We start from the raw sequence: 21,066 nt of genomic DNA, 5'->3' as shown, positions 1-21,066 counted from the left end.
CGCGGAGCGCGACGACTCGCGCGGCGCCCCGGTCTCAGGACGCCGCGGACGGGGCCGGCCGGTGGTCCCCGGTGCGCCCGTCGACCAGCTCGCGCAGGACGTCGAGGTGCCCGGCGTGCCGGGCGGTCTCCTCGATCACGTGCAGCAGCGCCCAGCGCAGGGTCACCACGGCCCCGTCCGGCGTCGTCCCGCGCTCGCTGACCTTCAGCTCGCGCAGGGCCTCGTCGGCCGCGGTGCGGGCGCGCTCGTAGTAGGCCAGGACGCCCTCGGTGGTCTCCCAGGGGTGGATCCGCCAGTGGGCCTGCGGGTCCTCGGCCACGGCCTCGGCGGGGATCTCGTCGCTGGGGCGCCCGAAGGCGGAGCAGAACCAGCGGTACTCGACGCTGGCGAGGTGCTTCGCCGTCCCCAGCAGGGTGGTGCCGGAGCCCACCACGGGTCGTCGCAGCTGCTCGTCGTCGAGGTCCTCGAGCTTCCACAGCACCACCTCGCGGTGGCGCTGCAGGCTGGCCACGAGGCTCGGCTTCTCTCCCGCGGTGTAGGGCACGAGGGTCATGACCGCGAATCTACGGGGATCACCGGGGGTGGGCCACCGGCGACCCGGTGTGCCCGGTCTCGGGCGGGAGCGCGGGGCGGGAGCGCGGGGCGGGAGCGCGGGGCGGGGTCGCTACCCTGAGCGCCGTGGCAGCGCACGTGGACGGTCTCTACGTCTACCCGGTCAAGGGCATGACCCCGCAGCCGCTGACGCGGGTCGAGCTGAGCGCGGGGCGCGGGTTCCCCTTCGACCGCACGATCGCCCTGGCCCGCCCCGGTGGCGCCTACGAGCCCGGGCTGCGGCACGGGATCTCCAAGCGGGAGTTCTTCGTCCTCGTCGCCGAGGCCCGCCTCGCCGCGCTCACCACCCACCTCGACCCCGCGACGGGCACCTACGCCGTGGACGTCCGCGGCCACCGCGTGCTGACCGCCGACCTCGGGACCGAGGAGGGGCTGGCCGCCCTGCGGGCCTTCTACGCCCGCGTCCTGGACCTGCCGCCCGGCACCGAACCCGTCGTCGCCCGCGACGAGGGGCGCCGGTTCACCGACACCGCGCAGGACTCCGACCGGGAGATGGAGTTCGTCTCGCTGGTCAACCTCGCCTCGGTCCGCGACCTCGCCGGCCGGGTCGGCCACGAGGTCGACCCGCTGCGCTTCCGCGGCAACGTCCACCTCGACGGCCTGCCCGCCTGGCACGAGTTCGCCCTGGTCGGGCGCGAGTTCACCCTCGGCGGGGTGCGCCTGCGCGGTACGACACCCACCCGGCGCTGCGCCGCGACGGAGGTCGAACCGGGGACGGGGCGCCGCGACCTGCCCGTCCCGCAGCTGCTCGCGCGGACCTACGGCCACGACTTCCTGGGCGTCTACGCCGAGGTCCTCGACGGCGGGACCCTGCACGCCGGTGCCGAGCTGACCCCGGGCGGTCTCGTTGGCTGACGTCCTGCACCTCGTCGTCGCCGAGCGCCACGCGCTGACCCCGTCCGTCACGCGCTTCGTGCTGCGCGACCCCGCCGGGGCGGCGCTGCCCGGCTACCGCGGCGGCGCCCACGTCACCGTGACCACGCCCGCCGGGCCGCGGCGCAGCTACAGCCTCGTCGACGCCGGCTCCCGCGCCCCGCGGGAGTACGCGATCTGCGTGCGCCGCGACGCGGGCGGGCGCGGGGGGTCGGTGAGCATGCACGACGACGTGCACCCCGGCGACGTCCTCGAGGTCACCTGGCCGGCCAACAACTTCGCCCTCAAGCGGGCCCGGCGCTACCTGTTCATCGCCGGCGGCATCGGCATCACCCCGATCCGGGCGATGGTCGCCGAGCTGCGCGCCCGCGGCGGGGCGCAGGTCGAGGTCCTCTACCTCAGCCGCAGCCCCGACGAGACGGCCTTCCTCGACGAGTTCAGCTCCGACGGGACCCTGCTGCACCACAGCGCCGCCCGGGGCCGGCTGGACCTGTGGCCGCACCTGGCCGACCCCGACGGCGGGGACGGCACCGACACCCGCGTCTACTGCTGCGGGCCGACCGCCCTCGTCGAGGAGGTCCTGGCCCTCACCGCGCACTGGCGCCCCAGCCGGGTCCACGTGGAGGACTTCGCCGGGGTCGACCCCCTCGGGGCCCGGCCGGTGGCGTTCACCGCCGTCTGGGAACCCACCGGGGCCCGGGTCGAGGTCCCCGCGGACCGGTCGCTGCTCACCGCGCTGCGGGAGCGGGGCGTGGACGTGGACGCCTCCTGCGAGTCCGGCACCTGCGGCACCTGCCGCCTGCGGCTGGTCGCGGGCGAGGCCGAGCACCGCGACCTCGTCCTCACCGGCGACGAGCGCGAGCGCTACGTCATGCCCTGCGTGTCCCGGTGCCTGTCCGGGGAGCTGGTCCTGGCACCGGCGACGACCGCCCGCCCCTGACTCGACCTGCGACCCGCGGGCCCGGCCGGGAGCCGCCGGGCGGCCCGTCAGGGGTGGGGGCAGGTGGTGACGTCGGTGCCGTCGTCCTCGACGGTCTCGGCGTAGCGGCCGGAGTCCAGCCGGGGGTGGTAGTCCAGGTCGCTCGCCGCGCTGGTGAGGTCCCAGTGCGAGCCCGGCGCGCCCGAGACGCCGGGGTAGACGCCGGCGGGCGTGGTGGTCTCGACGGCCCGCACGACCAGCTGCCGCAGGTCCGCCGGGCCCAGCCAGCCGCGGAGCTGGCTGCGCTGGGCGGGCTCGGGGACGGTGGCGCCCAGCCGCAGCCCGATGGTGCTCAGACCCCACCGGTGGCTGAACACGCCCGCCACGGCCTCGTCGAACGCCTTCGTCGCCCCGTAGGGGCAGCAGGGCGCCGGGGCCCAGGCCGGGTCGATCGGCACCCGGCCCAGGGCCTCGTAGCGGCCCATCGCGTGCACCGAGCTGGCGTAGACCACCCGGCGCACGCCGTGCTCGCGGGCCGCGCCCAGCAGGGCGGCGAAACCGTCCACGTTGGGCCCGCGCAGGTCGTCCCACGTCGCGTCGGGGCGGGGGTCGCCGGCGAGGTGGACGACGGTGTCCACGCCGGTGACGGCCCGGGCCAGCAGGTCCCGGTCGGTGAGCTCCCCCTCGACCACCTCCGCCCCGGGGGGCGCGGAGGGGACGGAGCGGTCGAGCAGCCGCAGGTCGTAGTCCTGCAGGCCGGGCAGCAGCTGGCCGGCGACGCGGCCGGCGGCGCCGGTGAGGAGCACGGTGCGGGACGCGGTGGGGGGCACGCTGGGGAGCACGGCCCGACTGTGCCAGGGCCCGCGCCCCCGGGCGAGCCCGCGAGCGTCCCGCGCGAGGTCCCGCTCAGCCGTCCTGGCCGGTGCGCATCCGGGCCAGGAAGGTCCGGGTGCGTTCCTCGCGGGGGTCGCCGATGACCTCCGCCGGGGTCCCTCGCTCCACGACGACCCCGCCGTCCATGAAGACGACCTGGTCGGCGACGTCGCGGGCGAAGGCGACCTCGTGGGTCACGACGACCATCGTCGTGCCGTCCGCGGCCAGCTCGCGCATGACCTCCAGCACCTCGCCCACGAGCTCGGGGTCCAGCGCCGAGGTCGGCTCGTCGAACAGCATGAGCTTGGGCTGCATGGCCAGCGCCCGCGCGATCGCGACCCGCTGCTGCTGCCCGCCGGACAACTGCGCCGGGTAGTTGTGCGCGCGGTCGGCCAGTCCGACCCGTTCGAGCAGCTCCACCGCCCGGCGGTTCGCCTCCGCCTTCGCCACGCCCCGGACCCGCACCGGGGCCTCGACGACGTTCTCCAGGGCGCTCATGTGCGGGAACAGGTTGAACCGCTGGAACACCATGCCGATGTCGCGGCGCTGCTGGGCGATCCGCTTGTCGGTCAGGCGGTGCAACCGCCCCCCGCGCTCCTCCAGCCCGACGAGCTCGCCGTCGACGCGGATGCGGCCGCCGTCGATGCGTTCCAGGGAGTTGATGCAGCGCAGGAACGTCGTCTTGCCCGAACCCGACGGACCCAGCAGGCAGACGACCTCGCCGGCCTCGACGTCGAGGTCGATGCCCTTGAGGACCTCGACGTGGCCGAAGGCCTTGTGGACGCCGCGGGCCTCCACCAGGGCGCTCACTTGGCACCCCCCGGGCCCATCGACACCCCGGCCGGCGCCGTGCGGCGGGCCGGGCCGGTCCCGAAGCCGCGGCCGAACCGCTTCTCCAGGAAGTACTGGCCCACCATGAGGATCGAGGTCGCGATCAGGTAGTAGAGCATCGCCGCCATGTTCGTGGCCACCACCTGGTAGGTGCGCTGGCCGATCTGACCGAGCTGGTAGAAGAGCTCGATGTTCACCGGGATCGCCACCAGCAGCGAGGTGTCCTTGAGCATCGCGATGACCTCGTTGCCGGTGGGCGGCACGATGACCCGCATCGCCTGCGGGAGCACCACCCGGCGCATCGCCAGCCCCTTGGACATGCCCAGCGCCTCGGCGGCCTCGTGCTGGCCGCGGTCGACGCTGAGCAGCCCCGCCCGGGCGATCTCGGCCATGTAGGCGGCCTCGGAGATGCCCAGGCCGATGACCCCACCGATGAGCCCGCCCGCGACGACCCCGCCGAGGACGTCGTAGATCGTCCCCTGCGGCACGGTGAACAACCGCAGCTCCGGCGTGCCCAGCCAGTCCGAGAGCAGGAAGTCGAACGGGACGCCGAGGGAGAAGCCGGTCGCGAACAGCGCCCCCAGCCCGCCGGTGAAGGTCAGCAGCACGTAGCGCGGGATCGCCCGGAAGAACCAGGTGAACGCCCACGACACCGCCCGCAGCACCGGGTTGCCGGACAGCCGCAGCACCGCCAGCAGCACCCCGCCGCCGATGCCGATGACCATCGCCAGCACCGTCGTCAGCAGGGTCCCCAGCAGGAACCCGCGGATGACGATGCTCTGGTTCATCGCCTCGAAGGTGAAGCCCCAGTCGAAGGCGGGGTTGGTGAGCAGCAGGTGCGCCAGCATGAGCGCCAGCACCGCGATCACCGCGACCGTCACCCACCGCCAGGGGTGGCGGACCTCGACGGCGTCGACGGGGACGAACCGCTGCTCGCGCTCCCGGCCGGGACCGGGGGCCGGGGTGGAGCTCACGGGTTGACCGGGAACTCGGTCACCGCACCGTCCTCCGCACCCCAGGTGCCGAGGGCGGCGGCGTAGGACCCGTCGTCGGCGACCTCCTGGAGGGCCTTGGAGATGGCCTCGGCGGTGGCGGTCTGGTCCTTGGGCACGACGATCCCGTAGGGCGCGGCGTCGTAGATGTCCCCGACCAGCTCCAGGCCCTGGGTCTGCTTCACCGCGTAGGCGGCGATGGGCGAGTCGGCGAGCATCGCCTGCGCCCGGCCCTGCAGCAGGGCGTTGGTGGCGTCCTGCTGGGACTCGAAGGCCAGGACCTGGATCTGCGGCTTCCCGGCCGCGGTGCAGGCCTGCTGCCGGGCGGGGAGGTCGTCGTCGGACTGGGTGGTGCTGGACTGCACGGCGACGGTCTTGCCGCAGGCGTCCTCGGGGTCGATCCCCTCGGGGTTGCCGGCCTTCGTCGCCCACTGCGTGCCGGCGTTGTAGTACTGCACCATGTTGACGGCCTGCTTGCGCTCGTCGTTGATGGTGAACGAGGAGATCGCCGCGTCGTAGCGGTTGCCCGACACCCCGGTGATGAGGGAGTCGAAGGAGGCGTTGGAGAACTCCGCCGTCACCCCGAGCTTGGCGGCCACGGCGTTCATGACGTCGATGTCCATGCCCTTGATCGTCGAACCCTCGAGGAACTCGTTCGGCGCGTACTCGGCGTTGGTGCCCACCCGCAGCTTGCCGGAGTCCTGCACCGACTGCGGCAGCATCGCCCGCAGCGCGGCGTCGGCGCTGCCGCTGGGGGCGGCGGACGCGGAGCCGGAGGTGGTCTCCGACGAGGTGCCCCCCGACAGGGAGTCCGAACCGCAGCCGGCCGCGGTCAAGCCGAGGACGGCCAGGGCACCGAGAGCGCCGAGGAACGGGCGACGGGCGGGGGGGCGAACGAGCACGGGAACCTCCGGTGACGGGTGTGGAGCGGACACAGTGTGGACCAAGCCGCGGCGAGATCGTGCACGCTGCCCGGTCCGGGGGGAGTTCGTAACGCGGTCGTCACACGGTGAGCTGCTCGGTCAGGGTCCGGCGCAACCGCGGACGGGGCCCGCGCCGGGCGTGGTCCACCTCCAGGACCGCCCGCCCGTCCGGGTCCAGGACCACCGTCATGACCCCGTTGTCGAACCACGGCCCGTGCTCCACGTCCCAGTTCACCGCCGGTTCGCGCACCCCCGCCGCCCGGGCCAGCCCGCGGATGAACCCCCGCACCGGGCGGGCGTCGAAGAGGCGGTTGGCGACCTTCATGGCCCGCTGCAGCGGGTTGCGGAACGGCGACATCACCAGCTGGTGCACGACCGTCGCCGCCGGGTCGACGCCGGGCAGGTGCACCTGGGCGGTGTAGCTGCAGTGCACGTCCCCCGACAGCAGCAGGACGCTGGCCGGGGCGTGCTCGCCGCGGCCCACCGCGCCCAGCAGGTCCACCAGCTCGCGGAAGGAGCGGTGGAAGGCCGCCCAGTGCTCCAGGTCGGCGGCCTGGCGCAGCTTCTCGCCCCACCCCGCGACCCGGCGCCCGAAGCGGCCGCTGGCCAGCGCCTCGTCGAAGGTCTCGGCGTGGTGGATGCCGTGCAGCAGGAACGCGGGCAGCGTCGTGGCCAGCAGCAGGTGGCGGGCCGGTTCCTCCCGGTCCTCGCCCAGGGCCAGGGACCGCACCCAGGCCCACTCGTCCTCGCCGGTGATGTGGCGGTCGGCGGGGTCCAGGCGGCGCGCGCAGCGGGAGTCGATCGCCACCAGCCGCGTCGTGCCCAGGTCGCGGGAGAAGCTCCAGCGCGCCGTCCTGGCGTCCGCGTCGGCGGCGCGGGCGAACTCGTCGAGCTCCCGGTCGCGCTCGGCGTCGTCCTCGATCCCGCGCAACCGGTTCAGCAGGTCGTCGCCGGCGAGCTGGTCGGGGGAGAGGTTGCCCAGGTGCTGGTAGATCCAGTAGCTGGCGAAGGCGCCGGTGACGCGCTCGCGCCACCACGGCAGGGCGCTGACCTGCTCGCGCCACACGTCGGAGGTGTTCCAGTCGTCGCGCAGGTCGTGGTCGTCGAGCAGCATGCACGTCGGCGTCGTCGACAGCAGCCAGCGGACCGCGTCGTGGCCCCACGTCTCGTGGTAGAGCCAGGTGTACTCCTCGAAGTCGCCGATCTCGTCGCGCACGTCGTCCGCGTCGTCGGCGCGGCCGGCGTGGCGCTCGCGCAGCCGCTCGACGATGCCGGGGTTGGGGTCGTCGGCGTAGACCTGGTCCCCGACGAAGAGCATGAGGTCCGGCCAGCGGCCCTCGACGGGTTCCTCGACCATCCGGTGCGCCAGCGCGCTGAGGGCGTCCACGCCGACCCGCCGGGTGGCCTCCTCGCCGTCGTCGCCGGCGCGCCGGCAGGAGCCGAAGGCCAGGCGCAGCGGCTCCCCGGCGCGGGGGGTGCGGATCTCGCTGGCCGGCCACGACCACTCCCGCGGCGGCCACAGCCGCACCCCGTCCGCCTGCGCGCCGCCCCGCGCCTCCCAGTGCACCCCGTAGGGCAGCCGCTCCCCGGTGGGCAGGCCGTCGACGACGACGAGGGCGAAGTGGTGCCCGTGCAGGGTCAGCGTCTCGTCGCGGCCGGTGGCGGTGGACCCGTCGGGCAGGGTCACCTCCACCCGCACCGTCCCCGGCTCGTCGACCTCGACCCAGACGGTCGCCCGGGTGGCGTCGACGTGGCGCAGGAGGGGACCGAGGAGGAGGGAGGGCATCCGGCAATGTTGGACCATGACCGACCCCTCCCGGCTCCTGCGCCGCGTCCACCGTCACCCGGACGCCGTCGTCGACCCCGCGACGTGGCCGGACTCCGTACCCGCGGTGACGCAGCTGCTCACCGAGGGCCTCGACGTGCCACCGGGCGTCACCTTCCTCGTGGGGGAGAACGGCGCCGGGAAGTCCACGATCGTCGAGGGGATCGCCGAGGCCCTCGGCGTGCCCGCCGGGGGCGGGTCGCGCCGCCACCGCGGGCCCGGCCGCGACGGGGACCCCGTGGACGCCTCGGGCCTGGGGGAGCGGCTGCAGGCCGTGCGCGGGGTCGCCCGCGCTCGCGACGTCTTCTTCCTGCGGGCGGAGACGATGCACGACTTCTACAGCTACCTGCACGCCGCCGGGTCGCCGTCGCACTCCGACCTGCACCGGATGAGCCACGGCGAGTCGTTCCTCGACGTCGTGGGGGCCTCGTGGATGCGCTCGGTCGGGCTGCTGCTGCTCGACGAGCCGGAGTCGGCGCTGTCGTTCCGCAACTCGCTGGCCCTGGGGGCGACGTTCGCGGCGATGGCGCGGGAGGGCCGGCAGGTGCTGTGCGCGACGCACTCACCGGTGCTGACGGCCCTGCCCGGCGCCCGCGTGCTGCAGGTCGACGAGCAGGGCATCACCCCGGTGGCGTGGGAGGACCTGGCCCTGGTGCGCGACTGGCGCTTCTTCCTCGACGCGCCGGGACGGTACTGGCGCCACGTCCTCTAGGCGGGCGGGAGCGCGGTCAGGGCTGAGGGACGCCCAGCCAGTCGTACCAGCCGCTGTGCAGCACCAGCCAGGCCAGCAGCCCGTAGCCGGCCTGCCCGGGGTGGATCCCGTCGGAGGCGGCGAGGTCGGCGTACCAGTCCTCGTGCTCGGCCAGGGGGGAGAAGGTGTCGACGTAGGCGATCCGGCGGCGGGCGCAGACGTCGGCGAAGGCGTCGGCGAGGTCGCCGATGCGCTCGTTGCGCTCGGCGTCGGAGACCGGGGTGGGGCCCACCACGAGGGTCGGCAGCCCGCGGGCCTCGCACTCGTCGAGGACGTTGGCGAGGTTGAGGCGGCTGCGGGCCAGGGTCGTCCCGGCGTCGAGGTCGGCGTGGCCGAGACCGACGACGAGGCGGTGCTCGTCGCCGCCGACGAAGCGGCGGGAGGTCTCCTCGCGCCAGCGGCCGTTGAGGTCGGTGGTCGTCTCCCCCGGCACGCCGAGGGGGAAGAGGGTGATGTCGCGGTCGTCGCGGGGGGTGCGGGCCGAGACGCGCCCCACCCAGCCCAGCGCGCGCGGGTCGCCGACGCCGGTGACGAACTCGTCGCCCACGAGGCACACCCGCACGTCGTAGCGGCCGTTCACTGCTGGTCCTCGCTCACGCGGGTGGTGCTCCTCGATCGGGGTCTCGGGCGGGCAGGGTGAGGATAGTCGCTGCCCGGCGCCGGGCGTGACCGAGCACGGACCCCGCCACCCGGGAGCGGGTGACGGGGTCCGGGGCGGGGTCCGCGCGCGTCAGCGGGCGAAGGCCTCCTCGACGATCTGGCGCTGCTCGGCCTGGTGGCGCTTGGCCGACCCGGCGGCGGGGGAGGCCGACGCGGGCCGGGAGACCAGCCGCAGCTTGGCGTTCAGCACGGGGAACAGCCCCATCGCCACGTGCCACCAGCCGCCCTGGTTGGCCGGTTCCTCCTGCACCCACACCGCCTCGGCGCCGGGGTAGCGCCCCAGCTCCGCCAGGACCTGCTCGACCGGCAGCGGGGCGAGCTGCTCCAGCCGGACGACGGCGGTCGTGGTGTCCCCGCGCGCCGCGCGCTCGGCGACGAGGTCCCAGTAGACCTTCCCCGAGCACAGCAGCACCCGGGTGACCGCCGAGGCGTCCAGGCCGCCCTGGTCGCCGACGACCTCCCGGAAGGTCCCCGTCGTGAAGTCCTCCACCGCCGACTGGGCGGCCTTCAGGCGCAGCATCGACTTCGGGGTGAAGACGACCAGCGGCTTGCGCGGGCGGGCGTAGGCCTGCCGGCGCAGCAGGTGGAAGTAGCTGGCCGGGGTCGAGGGGACGGCCACGGTCATGTTGTCCTCGGCGCACATCTGCAGGAACCGCTCGATGCGGCCCGAGGAGTGGTCCGGGCCCTGGCCCTCGTAGCCGTGCGGCAGCAGCAGCACGACCGAGGAGCGCTGGCCCCACTTCTGCTCGCCCGCGACGATGAACTCGTCGATGACCGTCTGCGCGCCGTTGAAGAAGTCCCCGAACTGGGCCTCCCACAGCACCAGCGCGTCGGGGCGCTCGACGGAGTAGCCGTACTCGAAGCCCATCGCGGCGTACTCGGACAGCAGGGAGTCGTAGATCCAGAACTTCGCCTGCTCGGCCCCCTCGCGGCCCAGGTAGAGCAGCGGGGTCCACTCGTCGCCGGTGACGCGGTCGGTGAGGACGGCGTGGCGGGAGACGAAGGTGCCGCGGCGGGAGTCCTGGCCGGCGAGGCGGACCGGGGTCCCCTCCATGAGCAGCGACCCGAACGCGAGCAGCTCGCCCCAGCCCCAGTCGATGCCGCCGTCGGTGGACATCTGCGCGCGCTTGTCGAGCAGCTGCCGCAGCTTGGGGTGGACGGTGAAGCCCTGCGGCGGGGTCGCCTGGACCTGGCCGATGTGCTGCAGGACGGAGGCGTCCACGGCCGTGGGGTGGGTCCGGGCCGGGGTCTGCTCGTCGGCCTCCTGCGCGGCGGGCCGCTCCAGGCCGCCGCGGCTGTCGCCGTCGACGGGACCGGACTTGGACTCCTTGGTCTCGGCGAAGGCGCGCTCGAGCTGGGCCGAGTAGTCGCGCAGCGCCTCCTCCGCCTCCTCGACGGATATGTCGCCGCGCCCGATGAGCTGCTCGGTGTAGCTCTTGCGGACGCTGCGCTTCTTCTCGATGAGGTTGTACATCAGCGGCTGCGTCATCGAGGGGTCGTCGCCCTCGTTGTGGCCGCGGCGGCGGTAGCAGACCATGTCGATGACGACGTCCTTCTCGAACGCCTGGCGGAACTCGAAGGCCAGCTGCGCCACCCGGACGCAGGCCTCCGGGTCGTCGCCGTTCACGTGGAAGATCGGCGCCTGGATCATCCGCCCGACGTCGGTGCAGTACACCGAGGAGCGGGAGGAGGCCGGGGCGGTGGTGAACCCGACCTGGTTGTTGATGACCACGTGCACCGAGCCGCCGGTGCGGTAGCCGCGCAGCTGCGAGAGGTTCAGCGTCTCGGCCACGACGCCCTGCCCGGCGAACGCGGCGTCGCCGTGCAGGAGGACCGGCAGCACGGGGAAGCTCTTGCCCGCCATGTTGATCCGGTCCTGCTTGGCGCGCGCCACCCCCTCCAGCACCGGGTCGACGGCCTCGAGGTGGGAGGGGTTCGCGGCGACGTAGACCTTGGTCTGCTCGCCGTCCTCGCCGGTGAAGGTGCCCTCGGTGCCGAGGTGGTACTTCACGTCGCCGGAGCCCTGCACGGTGCGCGGGTCCTGCATGCCCTCGAACTCGCGGAACACCTGCGAGTAGCTCTTGCCGGCGATGTTGGTCAGCACGTTGAGCCGGCCGCGGTGGGCCATGCCCAGGCAGACCTCGTCCATGCCGTTGGTCGCCGCCCGCGAGAGCAGCGCGTCGAGCAGGGCGATGACGGACTCCCCGCCCTCGAGGGAGAAGCGCTTCTGGCCCACGTACTTCGTCTGCAGGAACGTCTCGAAGGCCTCCGCGGCGTTGAGCCGGCGCAGGATCCTCAGCTGCACGGCCGCCGAGGGCTTGGCGTAGGGGCGCTCCACCCGGTCCTGGATCCAGCGGCGCTGGTCGGGCTCCTGGATGTGCATGTACTCGATGCCGACGGTGCGGCAGTAGGAGTCGCGCAGCACCCCGAGGACGTCGCGCAGCTTCATGTGCGCCTTGCCGCCGAAGCCCCCGGTGGGGAACTCCCGGTCGAGGTCCCACAGGGTGAGGCCGTGGGTCTCGATCTCGAGGTCGGGGTGGACGCGCTGGCGGTACTCCAGCGGGTCGGTGTCGGCCATGAGGTGGCCGCGGACGCGGTAGGCGTGGATCAGCTCGACCACGCGGGCGGTCTTGTTGATCTGGTCGTCGTGGGAGACGGAGATGTCCGAGGTCCAGCGGATCGGCTGGTAGGGGATGTGCAGCGACTGGAAGACGCGGTCGTAGAACCCGTCCTCGCCCAGCAGCTTCGCGTGCACGATCCGCAGGAACTCGCCCGACCCCGCGCCCTGGATGATGCGGTGGTCGTAGGTCGAGGTCAGCGTGATGACCTTGCTGACCGCCAGGCGGGTCAGGGTCTCCTCGCTGGCGCCCTGGTACTCGGCCGGGTACTCCATCGCCCCGACGCCGATGATCGCGCCCTGCCCCTTCACCAGGCGCGGCACGGAGTGGACCGTGCCGATGGTGCCCGGGTTGGTGAGGCTGATGGTGGTGCCGGCGAAGTCGTCGGCGGTGAGCTTGCCCGCGCGGGCGCGGCGCACGACGTCCTCGTAGGCGCTCCAGAACTCGGAGAAGTTCTTGGACTCCGACTGCTTCACCGCGGGCACCATGAGCTGGCGGGAACCGTCGGGCTTGGGCAGGTCGATGGCGATGCCGAGGTTCACGTGCGCCGGCTGCAGGACGGCCGGCTTGCCCTTGGCGTCGGTGGTGTAGGCGGCGTTCATCGACGGCATCGCGGCCAGGGCCTCGACGACGGCGAACCCGATGAGGTGGGTGAAGGAGACCTTCCCGCCGCGGGACCGCTTGAGGTGGTTGTTGATGACGATGCGGTTGTCGACCAGCAGCTTCGCCGGGACCGCGCGCACGCTCGTCGCCGTGGGGACCTCGAGGGAGTCCTCCATGTTGCTCACCACGCGCGCGGCGGGACCGCGCAGCGGGGTGACGGTGTCCTCCGCGGGCGCGGTCGGCGCACCGGCGGGGGCGGTCGCCGCGGCCGCGGGCGCGCCCTTCAGCGGCGCGTCGGCGCGCACGGGGGCCTTGACCGCGGTGGGCACCGTCGCCGGGGCGGGAGCCGGCGACGGCGCCGGCTGCTCGGGCTGGGTGGCGGTGGCCTTCGGGACCTGCTGCGGGGCGGGCTTCCCGTTGGCGGGCTTCCCCTCGGCGGGCTGCCTGCCGGCCGCGGTGCCGCTGCCGGGGACGGCGCCGGTGGGGGTGCCGTGGGCCTCGGGGGCCCGGGAGCCGTTCGTGCCGGGGGGAGTGGACTGCGTGGTGCCCGCGGGGTTGTCGGCGGGGGAGTAGTCCTCGAAGAACTCCCACCACGCCTCGTCGACGGAGTTCTTGTCGGCCAGGTACTGCTCGTACAGCTCGTCGACGAGCCACTCGTTGGGGCCGAAGGTTGCTGCGATCTTGTCCTCGGGGTGCGAGGCCTGTGGAGGCACGGCGGTGTCGCCTTCTTCCTCGTGTTGTCACATGACGTCGGTCAACGGGCGCGGGTCCACCCTATCCCCGTGTGGTATGCGCCTGCCGCCCGCCCTCAGCCCCGGAGGTCGTGTCGGGCGCCCTCGCCCGCTGAGGTCTTCGTCACACCGGGTGCTCCCTCCGTCACCCTGGGCAGGTGGACGTCGATGCGGCAGCCCCCCTCCTCCGGTGTCGGGGCCACCCGGATCGTGCCGCCGTGCAGCTGCACCGCCCAGCGGGCGATGGCCAGCCCCAGGCCCGTCCCGCCGTCGGTGCGGGCGCTGCCGCGCTGGAAGCGCTCGAACACCCGCTCCCGGTCGGCGTCGGGGATCCCCGGCCCCTGGTCCCGCACGCTGATCCGCACCACCTGGCCCACCGCGTGCGCGGAGACGAACACCTCGCCCCCCGGCGGGGAGTGCCGCGAGGCGTTGTCCAGCAGGTTCGCCACCACCTGGTGCAACCGCGCGGAGTCCACGTCCACGCTCAGCCCCGGCGGGTCCACGTCCAGGACGAACCGCACGTCGCGCCCCGTCATCGACATCGCCCGCGTCGCCTGGGCCAGGAACGGCTCCAGGGCCAGCTCCTCGCGGTCCAGCGCCACCGCCCCCGCGTCCAGGCGCGAGAGGTCCAGCAGCTGCTCCACGAGCCGGCCCAGCCGCTCCGTCTGCGCCAGCGCCGTCGCCAGGGTCTCGTGGTCGGGCTCCGAGACGCCGTCGACGAGGTTCTCCATCACCGCGTGCAGCGCCGAGACCGGCGTGCGCAGCTCGTGGCTCACGTTCGCCACCAGCTCCCGGCGCTCGCGGTCCACGGCCTCCAGGTCCTCGGCCATCCGGTTGAAGGCGTCGGCCAGCTCCCCGACCTCGTCGTTGGAGGTCGAGCGCACCCGCCGGGAGTAGTCGCCGCCGGCCATCGCGCGGGCCGCGGCCGTCATGTCCCGCAGCGGCGAGGTCATGCCCCGGGCCAGCAGCTGGGTGAAGACGAGGGTGATGACGATCGCGACCGGCAGCGTGTAGCGGGGGCCGATGTGGATCTCCGCCAGCCGCAGGCCGCCCCAGACCAGCAGCGCCGCGACGGTGACCGAGGCCCCCACGAGCAGGGCCAGCTTCGTCTTCAGCGAGTGCACCGGGTCCAGCGGCCGCACGTCCGGCCACGGGCGGCGGGTCGCCGTGCGGGCCGCCCCGGCGCGGGCGTCGTGCGCCGCGCCGGTGATGGGGATCGGGCCGGTCAGGCCCGTCCCGACCTGCGGCTCCTGCGGGGGAGGGGTCACGGGGCCTCCTGCACGCCGCCGGGCTCGAAGGCGTACCCCACGCCGTGGACGGTGCGGACCAGGTCGGCCCCCAGCTTGCGCCGCAGCGCCTTCACGTGGCTGTCGACGGTGCGGGTGCCCGAGGCGTCGGCCCAGTCCCACACCTCCTCCAGCAGCTTCTCGCGGGTCAGCACCGTGCGCGGGGACTCCGCCAGGCAGACCAGCAGGTCGAACTCCGTCGGGGTCAGGTGCACCTCGGTCCCGGCCCGGCGCACCCGGCGCTGGGCGCGGTCGATCTCCAGCTCCCCGTCGGAGACGGGGAAGCGCATCGCCTCCGCCGAGGGCGCCGGCGCCCCGACCAGCGCCCGCGCGCGCTCCACGCGGCGGACCAGGCCGTTGACCCGGGCGACGAGCTCGCGCATCGAGAACGGCTTCGTCATGTAGTCGTCCGCGCCCACGCCCAGCCCCACGAGCTTGTCGGTCTCGTCGTCGCGCGCGGTGAGCATGAGGACCGGGACGGGACGGGCGGCCTGCACCCGCCGGCACACCTCCAGCCCGTCGAAGCCGGGGAGCATGACGTCGAGGACGACGACGTCGGGGGTGACCCGCTCGCACAGCTCCACCCCGCTGGGCCCGTCCCCGGCGGTCTCCACGGTGTAGCCCTCGGCGCGCAGGCGGCGCGCGACGGCGTCGGCGATGGTGGGCTCGTCCTCGACGACGACGGCCGTCCGCGAGGGCTGGCCCGCCCCGCCCTGGGGCGCGGACGCGGTTCCGATGCTCATACCGGCCAGGGTAGGACGGCGCGCGGCCCCCGGAGCCGCCCGCGACCCGGCCGCCGCCGGTGTGCACCAGGCCTGCACAGCCTCTCCCCGACCGGAGGCGGCCTAGGCTGGGCGGGTGCACTTCCTCGACGGCTCGCGGCCCGAGCACGACCTCACGTACAACGACGTGTTCCTCGCCCCCTCGCGGTCCACCGTGACCTCGCGCCTGGACGTCGACCTCTCCACCGCCGACGGCACCGGCACCACGGTCCCGGTGGTCGTGGCGAACATGACCGCCGTCTCCGGGCGGCGGATGGCCGAGACCGTCGCCCGCCGCGGCGGCATGGCCGTGCTGCCGCAGGACCTGCCCCTCGACGTCGTCGCCGAGGTCGTCGCCTGGGTCAAGGAGCGCCACCCCGTCTTCGAGACCCCCGTCGTCCTGCACGAGCACGACACCGTCGCCGACGCGCTGAACCTGCTGCCCAAGCGCTCCCACGGCGCGGCCGTCGTCCTCGACGAGCAGCGCCACGTCCTCGGCGTCGTCACCCCCGCCGACTGCGCCGACGTCGACCGGTTCACCCAGGTCGGGTCGGTCATGTCCAGGACGCCGGTCTCGATCGACGCCGACGTCGCCGAGGCCGACCTCGAGGCCGCCTACGGCGTGCTGCACGACTCCCGGCGCCGCTTCGCCCCCGTCGTGCGCGACCTCGGGGACGGGCCCGTGCTCGTCGGCGCCCTGACCCGCAAGGGCGCCCTGCGCTCCACCGTCTACGCCCCCGCCCTCGACGCGCGCGGCCGGCTGCGGATCGCCGCCGCCGTCGGCATCAACGGCGACGTCGCCGCCACCGCCAAGGCGCTGCTGGACACCGGCATCGACACCCTCGTCGTCGACACCGCCCACGGGCACCAGGAGAAGATGCTCGACGCCCTGCGCGCCGTGCGCGGGGTGGACCCGCAGGTCCCCGTCGTCGCCGGCAACGTCGTCACCGCCGCCGGGGTGCGCGACCTCGTCGCGGCCGGCGCCGACATCGTCAAGGTCGGCGTGGGCCCCGGCGCGATGTGCACGACCCGGATGATGACCGGCGTCGGGCGCCCGCAGTTCTCCGCCGTCCTCGAGTGCGCCGCCGCCGCGCGCGAGCTCGGCGCGCACGTCTGGGCCGACGGCGGCGTGCGCCACCCGCGCGACGTGGCCCTGGCGCTGGCCGCCGGGGCCAGCCAGGTCATGGTGGGTTCCTGGTTCGCCGGGACCCACGAGAGCCCCGGGGACCTCGCCGTCGACGCCGACGGGCGCGAGTACAAGGAGAGCTTCGGCATGGCCTCCGCCCGCGCCGTCGCCGCCCGCACCCGGGGCGACTCCCCGTTCCAGCGCGCCCGCAAGGGCCTGTTCGAGGAGGGCATCTCCTCCTCCCGCATGCACCTGGACCCCGCCCGGCCCGGGGTCGAGGACCTCCTCGACCAGATCACCTCCGGGGTCCGCTCCTCCTTCACCTACGTCGGGGCGCGCACCGTGGCCGAGTACGCCGAGCGCGCCGTCGTCGGCATCCAGTCCTCGGCCGGCTACGACGAGGGTCGGCCGCTGCCCACGGGCTGGTGACCGCTTGATCCTCGAGGGCGTGCGCCGCGCGGACGGGTCTCCCGTCGACGTCGTCACGTCCGGGGCCGGGCCGGGGCTCGTCCTGGTCCACGGCGCGCGCTCCTCGGGGGACTACGTCCGGCTCGCCGAGCGCCTCGCGGCGCGCTTCACCGTCCACCGCTACGACCGCGAGGCCGCCGGCCGCGGCGGGGAGCGCTACGTCGTCGCCGACGACGTCGCCCTGCTGGGCGCGGTGCTCACCCGCACCGGCGCCCGCCTCGTCCTGGGCCACGGCCTCGGCGGTCTCGTCGCGCTGCTGGCCACCGCGGGGCTGCTGGAGCGCAGCATCGACCGCGTCGCCGTCTACGACGCCGTCCTGCCCATCGACGGGTCGGTGCCCGAGGAGGCCCTCGAGCAGGCCGCCCGCGCGCTGGCCACGAACTCCCCCGACCTCGCCCTCGCCCACCTCGACCGCCACCTGAGGACCTCCTCCCTGCAGACGGTGGCCGGGCGCTCCGAACGCGTCCAGCGCCTCCTCGGCGGGGTGCTGGCCCGCACCGAGTGGGGACGCTCCACGGCCGCCCGGCTGCCCCAGGTGCTCGCCGAGACCCGCGCCGGGCTGCAGTTCGACGGCCCCGCCGACGTCTACGCCGGGCTGCCGGTGCGCGCGCTGCTGCTCACCGGGGAGCGCTCGCCCGCGCACTTCGGCGCCGCCGCGCTCGCGATGGCCGAGGCGGTGCCGACGGCGACCGCGCTGGTGGCGGGCGGCTGCGGGCACGACTCGCTGCTGCGCGCGGCCCGCCGGTGCGTGGGCCCCATCGAGACGTTCCTCGGCGGGGAGACGCTGTTCTGACCCCCGGGTGGGGGGCTGTCGGCCACCGGCGGTGAGGAGCACACTGCAGGTGCCCGCCGGGTCTCCGGGGGCACCGTCCACCGCAGGAGCTGCACCATGGACGAAACACGCAGCGAGCCGGTCGTCTCCGGCCGGGACTACTCCGTCGACGACGTGCGCGGCCGGCCCGCGACGGGTCTGGGCGACTTCGAGGGGGAGACGTCCTTCTCGCTGACCCGCGGTCCGCACCGCCACGAGGTCGTCGGGGTCGGGACCGTCGTCGACGGGATGGCCCTGGTGCACGAGAAGCAGGGGGTGCACGGCGGTGGGCTCGACGTCCGCGTGTGGCAGGTGACGGCCGCCCCCGGCGGGTTCGCGGCCCAGCACGTCGCCGAGTTCTGACCTCCCCCGGCGGGCCCCGCCTCCCGGGGTGGGGCCCCGCCGTCGCGGCAGGGTGCGCGAGCGGGGTCAGCGATTACGATTCGACCTGCCATGAGTTCAGATGCCCGGGTCGACTCAGACCCCCCCAGTACCGACCACTCCCACCCCCCGCCCGGGGGGTCCTCGTGCTGACCGAGTGGCTCCTCCTGCTCGTCGGGGTCCTCCTCACCCTCGGCACCGCGGTCTTCGTCGCGGCCGAGTTCGCGCTCGTCACCCTCGACCGGTTCAGCGTCGAGAAGGCCGTCGAGGACGGCGACAAGCGCGCCGCCGGGATCCTGCCGGCGCTGCGCACCCTCTCCACCCAGCTCTCCGGCGCCCAGGTCGGGATCACCCTGACCACGCTGCTGGTCGGGTACCTGACCAAGCCCTCGCTGGCGTCCCTGCTCAACGGCCCGCTGACCTCCGCCGGTCTCAGCCCCGACAGCGCCGACTCCGTCGCCGGGATCCTCGCCGTCGTCGTCGCGGCGGCGTTCTCGATGGTCGTCGGCGAGCTCATCCCCAAGAACCTCGCCCTCAGCGTCCCGCTGCGGACCGCGGGCGTGGTGGCCCCCCTGCAGCGCGGGTTCACCTGGGCCACCGGGCCGCTGCTGAAGGTCCTCAACGGCAGCGCCAACTGGTTCCTGCGCCGCATCGGCGTCGAACCCCAGGAGGAGCTGTCCGGGGCCCGCTCGGCCCGCGAGCTCGCGGCGCTGGTGCGCCGCTCCGCGGACATGGGGACCCTCGACGAGGGCACCGCCAACCTCATCAGCCGCTCCCTGCTCTTCGGCGACCAGACCGCCGCCGACGTCATGACCCCCCGGGTGCGGATGGAGGCGATCCGCCTCGACGAGACCGCCGCCGACGTCGTCGCCCGCGCCCGCACCACCGGCCACTCCCGCTTCCCCGTCACCGGCGACGACGACGACGACGTGCGCGGGGTGGTCCACGTCAAGGCCGCCGTCGCCGTCCCGCCGGAGCGCCGCCACGACGTCCCGGCCGCCGCGCTCATGGCCGACGCCCGTCGCGTGCCGGACTCCCTGACCCTCGAACCGCTGCTGCTGCAGCTGCGGCAGAAGGGGTTGCAGCTCGCCGTCGTCGTCGACGAGTACGGCGGGACGGCCGGGGTCGTCACCCTGGAGGACCTCGTGGAGGAGATCGTCGGGGACGTCTCCGACGAGCACGACCGCGACCGCGGGGGCCTGCGCCAGCACCGCGACGCCTCCTGGACCGTCCCGGGCCTGGCCCGTCCCGACGAGGTCCGCGACGCCACCGGCGTGGAGGTCCCGGAGGACCCCGCCTACGAGACCCTCGGAGGGTTCGTCATGTCCCGCCTGCGCCGCATCCCCGCCGTGGGCGACGAGATCGAGCTCGACGGGGCCGTGCTGCGCGTGGCGCGGATGGAGGGCCGCCGGGTGGAGCGGCTGCGGCTGCGTCCCCGCCCGGTCACCCCCGTCGGCACCGTCCCGGCCCCCGAGGCGGCCGGCGCCGTCGCGGGAGGTGACCGGTGAGCGCCCAGGCCTCTCTGCTGCTCGCCGTCGTCCTGCTGCTGGGCAACGCCTTCTTCGTCGGCGCCGAGTTCGCCGTGCTCTCGGCCCGGCGCAGCCAGATCGAGCCCCTCGCCGCCACCAGCGCCCGCGCCCGCTCGGCGCTCTCGGCCATGGAGCACGTCTCGCTCATGCTGGCCGCCTGCCAGCTGGGGGTGACGCTGTGCTCGCTGGGGCTGGGGGCCGTCGCGGAACCGGCGCTGGCGCACCTGCTGGAACCGCTGTTCCACGCCGTGCACCTGCCCGAGTTCCTCATCCACCCGGTCGCGCTGGTCATCGCGCTCTCGATCGTGACCTACCTGCACGTCGTGGTCGGGGAGATGATCCCGAAGAACCTCAGCATCGCCGGCCCGGACCGCGCGGTGCTGCTGCTCGGGCCGCCGCTGGTGGCGATCGGGCGGGTCATCGGCCCGATCATCCGCGCGCTGAACGGGCTGACCAACGCGGCGCTGCGCGCGCTGGGCGTGGAGCCCAAGGACGAGGTGGCCAGCGCCTTCACCGTCGAGGAGGTCCAGTCCATCGTCGCCGAGAGCCGGCGCGAGGGGACCCTCGACGACAGCGGCGGTCTGGTCAGCGGGGCGCTGGAGTTCTCCGAGAGCACCGTCGGGGACATCGCCGTGCCCCTGGCCCAGCTGCGCACCCTGCCCCTGGGAGCCACCCCGGCCGACGTCGAGGCCCTGGTGGCCCGCACCGGGTACTCCCGGTTCCCGGTGCTGGACGACGCCGGTGACCTGCACGGCTACCTGCACCTCAAGGACGTCCTCTACGCCGACGACGAGCGCTACGCCGAACCCGTGCCGGAGAAGCGGATCCGCCAGCTCGGGACGATCGGGGACGGCGAGGAGGTCGAGGACGCGCTCACCGCGATGCGCCGCAGCGGGGCGCACCTGGCCCGCGTGGTCGACGCCGCGGGCACCGTGGTCGGGATCGTGTTCCTCGAGGACGTCATCGAGGAGCTCGTCGGCGAGGTCAGCGACGCCATGCAGCGCGCCCGGGCCTGAACCCCGCCGCGGTGCGGGCCGGTGGACCGGCCCGCACCGCGGCGGCACCCCGACGGCGACCCTCGGCGGGACCTCAGCGGCGGGCCAGGCGGCGGCCGCTGGGGGTGTCGGCGGGGGAGTACTCCATGCCGTAGTGCACGTAGATCCGCGGCTCGTCGTCGGGGCCCAGCTCCTCGTCGGTGCCGAAGCTGGGAGCCGCCTTGACGGTCTCCTTGGAGAAGGCCACCCGGATGTCGTGACGACCGACCGCGGCCCCGTCCAGGGGCACGAGCACGGCCTTCTTGAAGCCGACGACGCCGGTCTCGACGGCGGCGAACAACCACTCGTCCGTGGCCGCGTCGACGTAGACCGAGGCCAGGGTCCCGATCTTCGCGTCGCTCACGTCGAGGACGGGGGCGCTCTTCCACTGGTTCAGGTCCTGGACGAGGATGCTCATGGCGTCACTGTGTCCGACGGGCACCGGCTCAGCCACCGGAG

The 21,066-nt window shown here is 74.4% G+C and carries 19 protein-coding genes; 8 read left to right on the top strand and 11 right to left on the bottom strand.

What is annotated here, in order from left to right:
- Window positions 1-34 precede the first annotated feature (34 nt).
- Window positions 35-553 carry a DinB family protein gene (locus tag KRAD_RS05005; RefSeq protein WP_012084438.1) on the bottom strand — a complete coding sequence of 173 codons (519 nt, stop codon included), beginning with the start codon at window positions 551-553 and terminating at the stop codon, window positions 35-37.
- A gap of 125 nt (window positions 554-678) precedes the next feature.
- On the opposite strand from KRAD_RS05005, the gene KRAD_RS05000 reads away from it, so the two are divergent.
- The gene (locus KRAD_RS05000) at window positions 679-1,467 is read left to right on the top strand and encodes an MOSC domain-containing protein (RefSeq protein ID WP_041291907.1); all 789 of its coding nucleotides are present in this window, start codon (window positions 679-681) and stop codon (window positions 1,465-1,467) included.
- Window positions 1,460-2,425, top strand: a complete 966-nt coding sequence (locus KRAD_RS04995) for a PDR/VanB family oxidoreductase (protein ID WP_012084436.1) — start codon at window positions 1,460-1,462, stop codon at window positions 2,423-2,425. Before KRAD_RS05000 ends, KRAD_RS04995 begins: the two co-directional genes overlap by 8 nt.
- A gap of 47 nt (window positions 2,426-2,472) precedes the next feature.
- Here the strand turns inward: KRAD_RS04995 and KRAD_RS04990 are convergent, their stop codons facing one another.
- From KRAD_RS04990 to KRAD_RS04970, 5 genes are all read right to left on the bottom strand, one after another.
- Window positions 2,473-3,246 (bottom strand): NAD-dependent epimerase/dehydratase family protein, encoded by a 774-nt coding sequence (locus KRAD_RS04990; protein WP_012084435.1) that lies wholly within the window; start codon window positions 3,244-3,246, stop codon window positions 2,473-2,475.
- A gap of 64 nt (window positions 3,247-3,310) precedes the next feature.
- Window positions 3,311-4,087, bottom strand: a complete 777-nt coding sequence (locus KRAD_RS04985) for an amino acid ABC transporter ATP-binding protein (RefSeq protein ID WP_012084434.1) — start codon at window positions 4,085-4,087, stop codon at window positions 3,311-3,313.
- The gene (locus KRAD_RS04980; protein WP_012084433.1) at window positions 4,084-5,082 is read right to left on the bottom strand and encodes an amino acid ABC transporter permease; all 999 of its coding nucleotides are present in this window, start codon (window positions 5,080-5,082) and stop codon (window positions 4,084-4,086) included. The genes KRAD_RS04985 and KRAD_RS04980 overlap by 4 nt, the downstream gene beginning before the upstream one ends.
- Window positions 5,079-6,002 (bottom strand): ABC transporter substrate-binding protein, encoded by a 924-nt coding sequence (locus KRAD_RS04975; RefSeq protein ID WP_049821072.1) that lies wholly within the window; start codon window positions 6,000-6,002, stop codon window positions 5,079-5,081. Before KRAD_RS04975 ends, KRAD_RS04980 begins: the two co-directional genes overlap by 4 nt.
- Before the next feature lie 100 nt (window positions 6,003-6,102).
- Complete coding sequence (locus tag KRAD_RS04970) at window positions 6,103-7,809, bottom strand: DUF7800 domain-containing protein (protein WP_012084431.1); 1,707 nt, start codon at window positions 7,807-7,809, stop codon at window positions 6,103-6,105.
- Between the two features lie 16 nt (window positions 7,810-7,825).
- Here KRAD_RS04970 and KRAD_RS04965 point away from each other — a divergent pair, with 16 nt between their 5' ends.
- Window positions 7,826-8,560, top strand: a complete 735-nt coding sequence (locus KRAD_RS04965) for an AAA family ATPase (RefSeq protein ID WP_012084430.1) — start codon at window positions 7,826-7,828, stop codon at window positions 8,558-8,560.
- Between the two features lie 16 nt (window positions 8,561-8,576).
- Here the strand turns inward: KRAD_RS04965 and KRAD_RS04960 are convergent, their stop codons facing one another.
- The 4 genes from KRAD_RS04960 to KRAD_RS04945 form a co-directional block, all read right to left on the bottom strand.
- Window positions 8,577-9,179 carry a GDSL-type esterase/lipase family protein gene (locus KRAD_RS04960; RefSeq protein ID WP_012084429.1) on the bottom strand — a complete coding sequence of 201 codons (603 nt, stop codon included), beginning with the start codon at window positions 9,177-9,179 and terminating at the stop codon, window positions 8,577-8,579.
- A 150-nt stretch (window positions 9,180-9,329) separates the two neighbouring features.
- Window positions 9,330-13,193: a multifunctional oxoglutarate decarboxylase/oxoglutarate dehydrogenase thiamine pyrophosphate-binding subunit/dihydrolipoyllysine-residue succinyltransferase subunit gene (locus tag KRAD_RS04955; RefSeq protein WP_012084428.1), complete on the bottom strand. Its 3,864-nt coding sequence runs from the start codon at window positions 13,191-13,193 to the stop codon at window positions 9,330-9,332.
- Window positions 13,194-13,288: 95 nt separating this feature from the next.
- A complete protein-coding gene (locus tag KRAD_RS04950; RefSeq protein ID WP_012084427.1) occupies window positions 13,289-14,479 on the bottom strand; it encodes a sensor histidine kinase in 1,191 nt (396 codons plus the stop codon).
- Entirely contained in the window at window positions 14,476-15,240 is a 765-nt protein-coding gene (locus tag KRAD_RS04945; RefSeq protein ID WP_012084426.1) for a response regulator transcription factor, read from the bottom strand. The genes KRAD_RS04950 and KRAD_RS04945 overlap by 4 nt, the downstream gene beginning before the upstream one ends.
- A gap of 115 nt (window positions 15,241-15,355) precedes the next feature.
- Between KRAD_RS04945 and KRAD_RS04940 the strand changes: the two genes are divergently transcribed.
- The 5 genes from KRAD_RS04940 to KRAD_RS04920 all read left to right on the top strand — a co-directional run bounded on the left by KRAD_RS04940 (window position 15,356) and on the right by KRAD_RS04920 (window position 20,589).
- Entirely contained in the window at window positions 15,356-16,813 is a 1,458-nt protein-coding gene (locus KRAD_RS04940) for a GuaB1 family IMP dehydrogenase-related protein (RefSeq protein ID WP_012084425.1), read from the top strand.
- Window positions 16,814-16,832: 19 nt separating this feature from the next.
- A complete protein-coding gene (locus tag KRAD_RS23955; protein ID WP_157873480.1) occupies window positions 16,833-17,645 on the top strand; it encodes an alpha/beta fold hydrolase in 813 nt (270 codons plus the stop codon).
- Window positions 17,646-17,741: 96 nt separating this feature from the next.
- Window positions 17,742-18,026 carry a hypothetical protein gene (locus KRAD_RS04930; protein WP_012084423.1) on the top strand — a complete coding sequence of 95 codons (285 nt, stop codon included), beginning with the start codon at window positions 17,742-17,744 and terminating at the stop codon, window positions 18,024-18,026.
- Between the two features lie 164 nt (window positions 18,027-18,190).
- Entirely contained in the window at window positions 18,191-19,552 is a 1,362-nt protein-coding gene (locus tag KRAD_RS04925; protein ID WP_012084422.1) for a hemolysin family protein, read from the top strand.
- Window positions 19,549-20,589, top strand: a complete 1,041-nt coding sequence (locus KRAD_RS04920) for a hemolysin family protein (RefSeq protein ID WP_012084421.1) — start codon at window positions 19,549-19,551, stop codon at window positions 20,587-20,589. Before KRAD_RS04925 ends, KRAD_RS04920 begins: the two co-directional genes overlap by 4 nt.
- Before the next feature lie 73 nt (window positions 20,590-20,662).
- Here the strand turns inward: KRAD_RS04920 and KRAD_RS04915 are convergent, their stop codons facing one another.
- A complete protein-coding gene (locus KRAD_RS04915; protein ID WP_012084420.1) occupies window positions 20,663-21,025 on the bottom strand; it encodes a PRC-barrel domain-containing protein in 363 nt (120 codons plus the stop codon).
- Between the last annotated feature and the right edge of the window lie 41 nt (window positions 21,026-21,066).

It is taken from the genome of Kineococcus radiotolerans SRS30216 = ATCC BAA-149, assembly GCF_000017305.1.
Lineage (GTDB): Bacteria > Actinomycetota > Actinomycetes > Actinomycetales > Kineococcaceae > Kineococcus > Kineococcus radiotolerans.
This window is presented reverse-complemented; position numbering and strand designations above follow the sequence as displayed.

Coding starts and splice junctions, on each gene's coding strand:
- KRAD_RS05005 (WP_012084438.1), bottom strand. CDS start 553: ATGACCCTCGTGCCCTACACCGCGGGAGAGAAGCCGAGCCTCGTGGCC.
- KRAD_RS04965 (WP_012084430.1), top strand. CDS start 7,826: ATGACCGACCCCTCCCGGCTCCTGCGCCGCGTCCACCGTCACCCGGAC.
- KRAD_RS04970 (WP_012084431.1), bottom strand. CDS start 7,809: ATGCCCTCCCTCCTCCTCGGTCCCCTCCTGCGCCACGTCGACGCCACC.
- KRAD_RS04930 (WP_012084423.1), top strand. CDS start 17,742: ATGGACGAAACACGCAGCGAGCCGGTCGTCTCCGGCCGGGACTACTCC.
- KRAD_RS04945 (WP_012084426.1), bottom strand. CDS start 15,240: ATGAGCATCGGAACCGCGTCCGCGCCCCAGGGCGGGGCGGGCCAGCCC.
- KRAD_RS04915 (WP_012084420.1), bottom strand. CDS start 21,025: ATGAGCATCCTCGTCCAGGACCTGAACCAGTGGAAGAGCGCCCCCGTC.